This is a genomic window from Kosakonia sp. PSU_27 (assembly GCF_039409795.1).
GTDB lineage: Bacteria > Pseudomonadota > Gammaproteobacteria > Enterobacterales > Enterobacteriaceae > Kosakonia.
This window is the reverse complement of the sequence record NZ_JBCIVK010000002.1, coordinates 194,204-204,909: the sequence shown is the minus strand read 5'-3', so window position 1 is coordinate 204,909 and position 10,706 is coordinate 194,204. Positions and strand designations below refer to the sequence as shown.

The following is a 10,706-nucleotide window of genomic DNA, read 5'->3' as shown; positions in this document are numbered from 1 at the left end:
ATCGCCGCGAGCTTACACGCAGGAACCGCGATGGCGGCTCCCAGCGCCGGCCAACTGGTGCAACCCTCTTATGCGCCGGTTCAGCAGCACACCGGCGGCGGCATTACGCTGCCTGCCACCACCGGGCTTACTGCGCCGAACGGCGCGGAAAAACTGTTTGTCACGCCAGACGGTCTGCTGGTTGAAGGCGGTTTTCCGCAGTTAGCGAGCGAAACGGCGCGCATTGAATCGCGCGTCAAAGGTCGCCGCGTCTCTGCCGCGAATTTGTTTGCCGCCGCGCAGGAACTGGAAACCGCCTACATCAAAGCGGGTTACTTGCTGGCGCGCGTCAGCCTGCCGCCGCAACAAATCAAAGATGGTGCGCCGCTGCATGTGGTGGTAACCGACGGTTACGTGGAAAAAGTGGATGCCTCTGCGCTGCCGGACACTGCGCGCCGCCGGGTGGAAAGCCTGTTGCAACCGCTGGTGGGCGAGAAACATTTAACCCGTAAAGCGCTCGAGCGGCGTTTGCTGCTGGCGGGTGACACGCCGGGCGTGATGTTGAAATCGACCCTCAAACCGGGCAGCAAACCGGGCTCAACGGTGCTGATTGTTGATGGCCGCTACGATCCGCTTGCCGGGCTGGTAACCTTTGATAACGGCCTTTCTGACGAACTGGGTAAATACTCACTCGGGCTTGGCGGGCAGCTTAATAACCTGACGGGTTTTGGCGAGCAGGTATACGCGCGCCTGAACGGTTACCCGCGCGGCGATAACCCGTTTACGGATACGCAGCCGCGTAACCGCCAGTGGGCGCTCGGCGTGGTCGTACCGCTTGGCACAGATGGTTTGTGGATGAACGTCGAAGGGGTGGACAGCCGCACCAAACCGAAAACCGACAGCGGGCTGACCTCGCGCGATCATTTCCAGCGCCTGTCGACACGCCTGGGTTACCACTGGGTGCGTGCGCGTGATTTTAACACCTCGACTTTGCTGTCGCTGGATGTGCAAAACGAAACGCAGCACTTGCAGTTCAATAACACCGACGTGCCGTTTACCGAGGATCGTCTGCGCATTGTACGCGTGGCGCAGTCGATGGATTACACCACCGATTTTGACGCGCGTTTCGCCTCCAGCCTGACGGCCTCTTTTGGTATCGACGGCCTGGGCGCACGCCACGGCACCATCGATCTGCCGATGAGCCGAAACGGTGCCGATCCCGATTTCCAGAAACTGGAGCTGACCATGAACTACAGCCAGCCGCTGGTGGATGGCAAAGTACAACTCTCCCTTTCTGGCCTGGCGCAGACCTCGTTTGACCAGGCCCTGCCGTCCTCTGAGCAGGCTTCACTTGGCGGCAGCAGCTGGCTGTCGGCGTTTGATTCCGGCACGGTCAGCGGCGATAGCGCCCTGGCCGCGCGTGCTGAAGTTGGCTTACCGCAGCCGCTGGGCGCGTTCTCCTGGGCACCCGACTTTGGCAGCGCGGTAATGCCATACGTCTTCGGTTCGCTGGGTTCGGTAAGCCAGGCAAAACCGACGGCGCTGGAGAAAAAAGAGGTGCATGGTAGCGCGTATGGTGCCGGTTTGCGCCTGAGCGCCAGCCAGGCCGCGAGCCCGAACAGCGCCTTGCTAACGCTGGAGTACGCGCACGGCAATCAAAGCGGCGAATCGCAGGACAACCGCTTTAACCTCAGCCTGCTGACCTTCTTCTAAGCCTCGCACTTTCCCGCGCACCGTCCGGTGTGCGGGTTTCTATCTCTCCGCTAAACATATGCGCGATCCCGCTCAAGGGATAGCCGTTGCTTTATCCCGTTGTCGGGCACATGATGTTTTGCCATAACAAACGTCCGGAATGTATGTCTGCTCAGCATAAGGAGCCTGCAATGAACGACATCTTTCTCTCCCTCAGCGTTGGGATGCTGGTGCTAATGGCGATTGCTATTCCGCTGGCGCGACAACGTATCAAACCCAATCGTTTTTACGGTGTGCGCACCGCGCTAACCTTGCGGGATGACACGGCCTGGTATCGGGCGAACCGCCTTTTTGGCAAAGTGATGCTGCTCTGCGGTGTGGGATTTTTTCTGCTTTCGGCGCTGCTTGGTAACTGGCGTGAAAACGCGGGTAACGCAATGATCAGCATCATGCTGTTTTTGCTGGCGGTATCTGTGCCGGTGGTTTGCGCGCTGGTCAACGAATCGCGGGAAAAAAGAGGATCATAATGCGCGAGGGCATTAAAACCTTTGGTGCGCGTTTTGCTGGCCGCGTGAATGCAGAGAAACTGCGCTTTGCCATTGAGTACGTCGATTACGGTGAGAGTGGTTTAGCATTCGAAACGATCTGCGATTATATCGTCGAAGAAGACGCGCTCATCAGCGAAGAGGAGTACCGCCTCGCCGTAGAGATTTTTAACGACTACGGCGGTAAATGGGGTGTTTTCAGTATTGAACATATGAAAGCGCTGATAGTTAAAGAAGGCGGTTCCGCTTTGTGATATTTGCGCCGAAAAAACTGAAAATGCATCCATAAGGAGAGGTGAAATTGCCAACACGTTGTGAAATTGCGCTGGCAAAAGTGATCGCCGATTTGGCTATTTTCCTTGAGTTCACCGATGAAAACCAACTGGATCAGGACACCGCCATCAATGCGCTGGAGCAGGTTGCCGCTGAACTGCAAACATTAAAAGCAGATGATAAACATCACCTGACGGCGATATTTATTGAGTTATCACGGCACTATCCAGCCGATAAAACCGCGTTTGTTAGCCATTTACCGGAAGCGTTAGGCTTACTGTAGAAGCCGGGAGAATCACCACCAGGTTTATTTCCTGCGACAGCAAAAATACTCCGGCATAAAGGTGCCTGGCAGCTTATTTTATATAGGTCGCTTTTAATAACTGCTCGCGATCAGTGTTTTGATTAATAATGCATTGCGTCTGTAAATCATCCTGGCTTGCCGCCCACTCGCCAACTAATAACGCTGACGCTGCACAGAACTCATTTCGTGATGCGATCCAAAGCTGTTGAGATTTATTAAATCTCTCCCAAAACAGATCTTTTATCTCACTGCCTTCAGGATCATTAAGGTGATAGGGCGTATCGTAATCGTTGTTTATCCGTGTTTTTATCTTAGCGATTGTTTCTTGTAGTGATTTTTCTGATTTATTTTTTAAGTCCTCTTTGCATTGTGTCTGGTTTTTTTCATCACCATAGGCAGGCAGTGTAAGGCATTGCTGGATAGCTTTGCCTGAATCAAGCGTGATGGCACCCGCACTGAAAATTGATAGCGATACGATGACAAGTGCAATTTTTATGATTTGCATGGCAGAAGGCTAATCCTTTTTCGGTTCGCTTCAAAGGCTATATAAAAACCACGCTTACGAATTAACTCAACGATTTTTTTATCGTTTTAGCTACGCAAACCGCCAGGGTTTTTATGGCCCAGCGCCCCGCAATACCATGCCAAAGTAGGCCTGTGTGATTTTCTGTTTGTGTTGCGTTGCAAAGCAGAGTCTGGCACTGCTGCTAAGCAGTTTCAGGGGGAATGCATCAGAAGTAAATATTTGGGGGATTTATCGAGGAAGGCCGGAGAGAGGTAAGATTGTCAGACAAGTGCGTAGGGGGCACTTGCCTGACAATGATGGGTTACAGCTTAAAGGCGTTTACATCGTTAAGCAGTTTACCGGCCTGGTGGCTGAGTGAGTTCGCGGCGGTGGCCATCTCTTCAACCATGGCGGCATTCTGCTGCAGGTTGCCCTCCATCTGGCTGACCGCCACGTTAACCTGCTCAATACCGTGGCTCTGCTCGGTTGAAGAGTTATTCACCTGATTAATCAGTACCGTGGTTTCATCAACCGCGCCCAGCGCCTCGTTCATCCGCGTGGTCACGTTGGCCGCATAGCTGACGCCCTGACCGACATTCTTGATGGCTTCATCGATTAAACCACGAATATCACGTGCCGCCACCGAGGAACGCTGCGAGAGCGATCGCACTTCGCCGGCCACCACCGCAAAGCCTTTGCCCTGCTCACCGGCACGGGCGGCTTCCACCGCTGCGTTGAGCGCGAGGATGTTCGTCTGGAAGGCGATGCCGTCTATAATGTCGGTGATTTCAGAGATTTTCGCCGAAGACGCGGAAATATCGTCGATGGATTTTTGCAGGGAACTCAGCTCACGATGGCTTTCATTCACCATTGACTGTACGCGACCAATAAAGGCGTTCGCCTCTTGGGCGTTATCCATATTGTGGCGCACCGTGGCTGACAATTCGTTCATGCTGGCGGCGGTTTGCTCCAGCGACGAGGCCTGCGATTCGGTGCGGGATGACAGGTCATCATTGCTTTTGGCGATCTCGCTCGCCGCGACATCCACTTCGTTGCTGGCATCTTTTACGCTGCTCAACACTTCGCGGATTTTCTCCATCAGGTTATTAAAACTGCTGGCAGTTGCACCCAGTTCATCTTTTTTATGCAGATCAACTTTAAGCGTCAGATCCAGCGTGCTGCTGATGGTTTCCATACTTTTTTGCAGGCTTTTTAAACCCTTGTTTAAATAGCTCAGGATTGACGAAGCAAATACGGCAATTAACGCCAGCAAAAAGATAATGGTTCCCACTAATAGCCAAAAAGTATTGATATATTGTGCATGGTTATTTTCGGCGTATTTAGCAGCAATATTATAATTATGAATCAGCATATCTTTAATATTTGCGCTCAGAGCAACAGAGGCATTGGCAGTTATACCGCCATCAGAAACCATTTTTCGAGCCGCTTCAACACCTTCGCTGTGATAAACACCAACCATGGATTCTGCTTTTTGCAAATAGTCATCAAAGGAATCTTGCGTCTTTTTTAATTGCTGTGCATCAATGTCGTCACTAATAAGCTTTTCACGATAATATTTAAATATCTCGTTGGTTTTATTTAGCTCATCTTTCGCTTGCGCCATATGTTTGGTAAACACTGCCTCATCGGTGACCAACAGTGACATCAGGATTTGTCGACGCGCCTCTTCGCGGTGCTGGAGCGCCTCGCTGAGCTTACTGATACTCGGTAAACTATTTTCAACAACGTAATCGAAACGTGATTGCGCATTATCTAATGCCCGGATGCTAAGACCACCGAGCACAATCATGGCAACAAATGTTATAGCAAACACGACTAATAATTTCTTAAGAATGGTCATAACAGCCTCAGGTACTTTCCATATCCAGGGGAACACTATTTTTATCGGCGACTAAAGTGAAACCTTCATAGCGAAATGAATAAAAAGAGAAGTGAGTTTTACTTTTTCATTAGCTTGGTAAGTGTTCGGGAAAATAACCTTTAAATACAAGCGCTAAATTTTTAATGAAATGACTAAAAGTATTGTCTATATAATATATTCAAAGCATGTTGTTATTGAGTGAATAATATATTGTGTATTTTTACCACTATTTAACGCGAGAGTTTAGTAAAACTGAAATAATGTGTAGCACAAGAAAAAGTTTATCAACGGAATTATTAGAAAAGGATATTTATGAGTGAATATTTTTCTCGGCCTGGCTAGGTAAGGCAGCCTGTAACGTCAATAACGCGTCGACTGCCTGCGCTGTACTTGAGGCGCTGATATGCTGGTGAACCTAGCTCAGATCGTGGAGATCTTTTTCCAGCAGCGGCGTGAACGCCATTTCAGAAAAGACCACTTCCAGACCGCTGCGTTCCGGTGTGCAGCACATCATGCCAACCGCGCAACGCGAGTGGGGAAAATGGCACAGCCGCAGCAGCGGCCAGATGTGACCATCGGTGGAGTATTGCAGCCGTAGCGCGTCGCCTTTGCGGCTCAGGCGCAGCCAGAAATCGCCCGCGTCACCGGGGAAAATACCGGTCGCCCAGTCTGAATAACCCTGCGTCAGCACGCTGCCGATGGCGGGCGCGCCATCGTTAAACTCAATCCCGGCTTTTAGCCAGTTCTGTTCGTCCGCGACCAACAACACGCCCGCCTGGTCATACAGCTCGGAAAAACGCGCCTGAATCCGTACCTGAAAGGTGAAATCATCCGTCACATCGCGCACAAAACCGTGGCCGCTGAAGCGCTCAAACCCGTACCAGGTCTTGCGCCAGAAATCGGTGCTGCCATCCGTGACCACTTCCATTTTGCCCTGCGTTTCACGCCACTGCTGCGGTTCGTTAATCCAGTAAAAATCACCCGTCATGTTTCGCTCCTTTATCTGTGCTGGCGGCTTAAAGAGTGTCGCCGGTGGAGTGGGAGATTGCCAGTGCGGGGCGTGGTCTATTACGCAGGGATCACAAATGTTTCGTCGTAACAAAGGCGTTGTGAAAATAATGAGATATCGTTTTTTCCCGTAAAACACTGCGCTCCAAAAAACGTATCCCATTCAGGAATGAAGGCTTGCAGGGATATGGGGGTTTTGGCTTAGCAAAAGGAGGTGAGTAAGTGGCTTGTGTCTATTCAGAAGAATATCCGTGCATCATAAAGGTGCTTAAAAAAGCGTGAACCGGGCAGGCTCCCAAAAGCGTTAACTGAGCGTAGTGGAAGCCGTATGGGTTAGATCTGATACTCTTCTGCGGCGATTTTCCGCTCAGTCATTTGATGCGATGAAAGAAGATGGCGCGCCAACAAAGCAGGGTGTAGCAAGCGGTTGCTGCGTTGAGAATGGGATCGACGAGATAGACAGAAAAGTAATCCCTTAGATGCCTGTATGGAGGTTAGATAGCCACCATGAAAATCTAAAAATAGGGCTCCAAAAGGAGCCTTATTATCACGCCAACCGCGGATACCCGTCCGCAATTTCACTGCCGGTAAACTGCGCGATCCACCCCTCTGGATTATCAAAAATCCGGATGGCGGTGAAGTTCGGCTCTGAGCCCATATCAAACCAGTGCGGGGTTCCGGCGGGAACGGAAATCAGGTCGTTTTTCTCGCACAGCACCTGGTAAACGTTGCTGCCGATGTGCAGGCAAAACAAGCCCGCGCCTTCCACAAAGAAGCGCACTTCATCTTCGCCGTGCGTATGTTCATTGAGGAACTTGGCGCGCATCGCCTCTTTCTGCGGGTTATCGGCGCGCAGGCTGATCACATCCCAGCTTTGATAACCTTTCTCGGCCACCAATTTGTCGATGGCGTGCTGGTAAGCGGTGATCACCGTCTTCGGTGTCGGGTTTGCGCCGAGATCGCGGTCGGCCTGCCAGCGTTCAAAACGCACACCTTTGGCGTTCAGTTTTTGCTGGATCTCTGCGGCGTCGGTGCTGTGCCACACCGGCGTGCTGGCGTCGGTATCGGTGTAAATCGTCAGTGCGCTCATGAAGGGATCTGCTCCGGCTTAATGTTGCTGAAAGAGGGAACCTGGTAATGATGGCTGGCTGCGTCATCATCGCCGCGAATCAGTTGCGTGGTGCGAAAACCTGCCGCTTCGGCGGCGTCCAGCTCCTGATGAATATCGGAGAGGAACAAAATGGACGCGGGCGGCAACCCAATCTGCGCAGCAATATTGCGGTACGACTGCACATCGCGTTTCGCGCCAACCAGCGTGTCGAAATACCCGCTGAACAGAGGAGTAATATCACCTTCGTCGCTGTAGCCAAATAACAGTTTTTGCGCCGCCACCGAGCCAGAGGAATATACATACAGATCAATACCCTGCGCTTTCCATTTCTCAAGCTGGGGCAACACGTCCGGGTAAAGGTGGCCTTTGAAATCGCCGTTCACATAACCGTCGCGCCAGATAATGCCCTGCAACGCTTTCAGCGCCGTTGATTTGCGATCTTCATCCATAAAAGCAAACAGCACCTCAATCAGTTCGGCGGTGCTGGCTTGTGGCCGGGCGATCTCTTCCCGCAGATTATCCAGGATGGTGCTCACCGGCTCGTTGTACTGCTCGGCTGTGACAAACGCCGCCAGGCGTTCACGGGCGTAAGGGAACAGGACGTTGTGCACAAAGCGGATATCACTGGTGGTGCCTTCAATATCAGTAACGATAGCGCGGATCATGGTCTCTCCAGCAGGCGACGCTGCATTTCGCATTCAAATAAAAACTCCAGCCCTTCCAGATGGCGGCGGGCTTCGGCGACATCGTGCCCCCAGCAGGTTAGCCCGTGGCCACGCAGCAGAAAACCATAGCGCAGCGGATGGGTCTGCGCATAGTCGGCGATGCGAGCCGCCAGCGCGTCGATATCCTGGTCGTTGTCGAAAATGGCCACCGGCACGGTGTCCAGGTGCGTGGTCTGGCCGCTCAGGGATTTTTGCATCTCAAAACCGTTCAGCAGCAGGGCAGGGGATTTCTCCACCCGAGACAGCACCGTCGCGTTCACAGTGTGTACGTGCAGCACTGCGTTGGCCTGCGGGTAGAGGCGGTAAATCAAGGTGTGCAGGCCAGTTTCCGCCGAGGGTTTACGACCGGAAGGGGCATGGTTATCGGCAATCGACACCTGCAAAAAATCCGCCGTGGTCAGGCTGCCTTTGTCTTTGCCGGATTCGCTCAGCCAGCACCAGTCGGCGTCCTGGCGCACGGACATATTCCCGCCGGTAGCGGGTGCCCAGCCTTTTGCGCCTATCCAGTGGCAGGCGGCAACGAGTTGTTGGAGTTGCAGGTTGTCTGTCATCACCCTTCCTTATAAGGAATATTGTTATCGTATAGACGTCTAAGCGTCTTGATTGCCAAATACTAGCATCGTGTTATAGTGGTGGCAACACGCGTATCACAGGCAGGCAGCTAATAATGAGCAATAATGCACTGATTCCACAAAGTAAACTTCCCGCGCTTGGCACCACCATCTTTACGCAAATGAGCGCCCTGGCGCAGCAGCACCAGGCGATTAATCTGTCGCAAGGCTTCCCGGATTTCGACGGCCCACGCTATTTGCAGGAGCGGCTGGCGTTTCATGTGGCGCAGGGGGCGAATCAGTACGCGCCGATGACCGGTGTGCAGGCGCTGCGTGAAGCGATTGCCGATAAAACCGCCGCGCTGTACGGGCATAAACCGGATGTTAATACCGATATCACCGTCACCGCCGGGGCGACCGAAGCGTTGTACGCGGCGATTACTGCGCTGGTACGCCAGGGCGATGAGGTGATCTGCTTTGATCCGAGCTATGACAGTTACGCGCCAGCGGTCGAGCTTTCCGGCGGGGTGCTGAAACGCATTGCGCTGCAACCGCCGCATTTTCGCGTCGACTGGCAGCAGTTTGCGGGGTTGCTCAGCGACCGCACGCGGCTGGTGATTTTGAACACGCCGCACAACCCGTCGGCGACGGTGTGGCAAAAGGCGGATTTCGCTGCGTTGTGGCAGGCAATTGCCGAACGCGAAATCTATGTGCTGAGCGATGAAGTCTACGAGCACATCTGTTTTGCCGAAGAGGGGCATGCCAGCGTGCTGGCGCATCCGCAATTGCGCGAGCGGGCGGTGGCAGTGTCGTCATTTGGCAAAACCTACCATATGACGGGCTGGAAAGTGGGCTACTGCGTGGCGCCTGCCGCCATCAGCGCGGAGCTGCGCAAGGTTCATCAGTATCTGACGTTCTCGGTGAATACTCCGGCGCAACTGGCGCTGGCGGATATGCTGCGCGCCGAGCCGGAACATTATCGTGAGCTACCGGAGTTTTACCGCGCGCGGCGCGATGTGCTGGTCAATGCGCTCAGCCGCAGCAAGCTGGAGATTTTGCCGTGCGAAGGCACCTACTTCCTGCTGGCGGATTACAGTGCGATTTCCGATCTGGACGATGTGAGTTTCTGCCAGTGGCTGACGAAAGAAGTTGGCGTGGCGGCGATCCCGCTGTCGGTGTTCTGCGCCGATCCTTTCCCGCACAAACTGATTCGTCTGTGCTTCGCGAAACAGGAATCGACGCTGCTGGCGGCGGCAGAGCGCCTGTGTAAGCTGTAACAGGTTAACGGCGGTGCTGCCTGCGCCGCCGTGACTGCTTTTACTTCTCGCCCATAATCGTGTTCAGTTTTTCCGCGTCCGGCAAACCGACTTCCTGCTGCAACACATTGTCTTCATTCATGTAGTAAATGGCAGGCGTGGCGTTCGCACCGAGATCGTCCATGATTTTCTGGTTGATGTTGAGCTTTTTCATCATTTCCGGCGGTACGCTTTTCGGTAACGTCAGCGCCATTTTGCCGTTCGACTGCTCAAAGTCGTGCCAGCTTTTTGCCGGATCCTGCGCGCTCATAATCGCTGCCGCGGCCGCCGGGCTTTCCGGTTTGATCACGCCAACCAACAACGTGCGGATCTGCACTTTGCCGGACTCCACCCACGGGCGTGCCTGCTGCCAGAACTGTTTGCAGTACGGGCAATACGGGTCGGCAAAGACGTACACCACGCGCGGTGCCTCTTTTTTGCCATCCAGCAGCCAGTCGGCTTTTTCCATCTGCTGCCACAGCGCACGGCCTGCCGGGGCGTAAATCTCTTTGGCGATCAGCTTTTCGCTCAGGTTGGTGCCTGCATCGTCGTACATGTAGCCGGAGATAGCGTGTTTGCCGTCCGGCGTGACATAAATGGTGACGCCCATTTCCTGATATTTACCGAGATAGCCTTTCATGCCGCCCGGCGCGTCGAAGGATTTAATGATGGTGATGCCTTGTTTTTCAATGGCTTTTACCGGCGCAGGCAGTTCTTCGGCGTGCAGAGTCAGCGGGAGCAGGGTCAGCATTAACAGGCGCTTGAGCATAAAAATCCTTATAAAAACAGTGGGAAAGAGCAAGGGTAGAGAAAACCTATCACAACCATCGGTAAGA

12 protein-coding genes are annotated in these 10,706 nt (G+C 53.3%); 5 read left to right on the top strand and 7 right to left on the bottom strand.

Annotated features, from left to right (window positions below; translation table 11 throughout):
- Window positions 1–30 precede the first annotated feature (30 nt).
- The 4 genes from AAIG26_RS04770 (at window position 31) to AAIG26_RS04755 (ending at window position 2,772) form a co-directional block, all read left to right on the top strand.
- Window positions 31–1,692: a ShlB/FhaC/HecB family hemolysin secretion/activation protein gene (locus AAIG26_RS04770; protein WP_343180084.1), complete on the top strand. Its 1,662-nt coding sequence runs from the start codon at window positions 31–33 to the stop codon at window positions 1,690–1,692.
- 170 nt (window positions 1,693–1,862) lie between these two features.
- Window positions 1,863–2,198 carry an SdpI family protein gene (locus AAIG26_RS04765; RefSeq protein WP_020456974.1) on the top strand — a complete coding sequence of 112 codons (336 nt, stop codon included), beginning with the start codon at window positions 1,863–1,865 and terminating at the stop codon, window positions 2,196–2,198.
- Window positions 2,198–2,470, top strand: a complete 273-nt coding sequence (locus AAIG26_RS04760) for a MafI family immunity protein (RefSeq protein ID WP_343180083.1) — start codon at window positions 2,198–2,200, stop codon at window positions 2,468–2,470. Before AAIG26_RS04765 ends, AAIG26_RS04760 begins: the two co-directional genes overlap by 1 nt.
- A 41-nt stretch (window positions 2,471–2,511) precedes the next feature.
- On the top strand, window positions 2,512–2,772 hold the full coding sequence (locus AAIG26_RS04755) for a hypothetical protein (RefSeq protein WP_343180082.1): 261 nt from the start codon (window positions 2,512–2,514) through the stop codon (window positions 2,770–2,772).
- A 73-nt stretch (window positions 2,773–2,845) separates the two neighbouring features.
- Here the strand turns inward: AAIG26_RS04755 and AAIG26_RS04750 are convergent, their stop codons facing one another.
- The 6 genes from AAIG26_RS04750 to AAIG26_RS04725 all read right to left on the bottom strand — a co-directional run bounded on the left by AAIG26_RS04750 (window position 2,846) and on the right by AAIG26_RS04725 (window position 8,575).
- Entirely contained in the window at window positions 2,846–3,298 is a 453-nt protein-coding gene (locus tag AAIG26_RS04750) for a DUF1311 domain-containing protein (protein WP_343180081.1), read from the bottom strand.
- A gap of 322 nt (window positions 3,299–3,620) precedes the next feature.
- On the bottom strand, window positions 3,621–5,159 hold the full coding sequence (locus AAIG26_RS04745; protein ID WP_343180080.1) for a methyl-accepting chemotaxis protein: 1,539 nt from the start codon (window positions 5,157–5,159) through the stop codon (window positions 3,621–3,623).
- Between the two features lie 436 nt (window positions 5,160–5,595).
- A complete protein-coding gene (locus AAIG26_RS04740; RefSeq protein ID WP_343180079.1) occupies window positions 5,596–6,168 on the bottom strand; it encodes a DUF1349 domain-containing protein in 573 nt (190 codons plus the stop codon).
- Window positions 6,169–6,735: 567 nt separating this feature from the next.
- Complete coding sequence (locus AAIG26_RS04735; protein ID WP_343180078.1) at window positions 6,736–7,278, bottom strand: acireductone dioxygenase; 543 nt, start codon at window positions 7,276–7,278, stop codon at window positions 6,736–6,738.
- Window positions 7,275–7,964, bottom strand: coding sequence for an acireductone synthase (gene mtnC, locus AAIG26_RS04730; protein ID WP_343180077.1), 690 nt, complete (start codon window positions 7,962–7,964; stop codon window positions 7,275–7,277). The genes AAIG26_RS04735 and mtnC overlap by 4 nt, the downstream gene beginning before the upstream one ends.
- A complete protein-coding gene (locus AAIG26_RS04725) occupies window positions 7,961–8,575 on the bottom strand; it encodes a methylthioribulose 1-phosphate dehydratase (protein ID WP_343180076.1) in 615 nt (204 codons plus the stop codon). Before AAIG26_RS04725 ends, mtnC begins: the two co-directional genes overlap by 4 nt.
- A 116-nt stretch (window positions 8,576–8,691) precedes the next feature.
- Here AAIG26_RS04725 and AAIG26_RS04720 point away from each other — a divergent pair, with 116 nt between their 5' ends.
- Window positions 8,692–9,852 (top strand): pyridoxal phosphate-dependent aminotransferase, encoded by a 1,161-nt coding sequence (locus AAIG26_RS04720; protein ID WP_160270951.1) that lies wholly within the window; start codon window positions 8,692–8,694, stop codon window positions 9,850–9,852.
- A gap of 40 nt (window positions 9,853–9,892) precedes the next feature.
- On the opposite strand, the gene dsbG is transcribed toward AAIG26_RS04720, so the two are convergent.
- Window positions 9,893–10,639, bottom strand: a complete 747-nt coding sequence (gene dsbG, locus AAIG26_RS04715; protein ID WP_020456990.1) for a thiol:disulfide interchange protein DsbG — start codon at window positions 10,637–10,639, stop codon at window positions 9,893–9,895.
- Window positions 10,640–10,706: the final 67 nt, after the last annotated feature.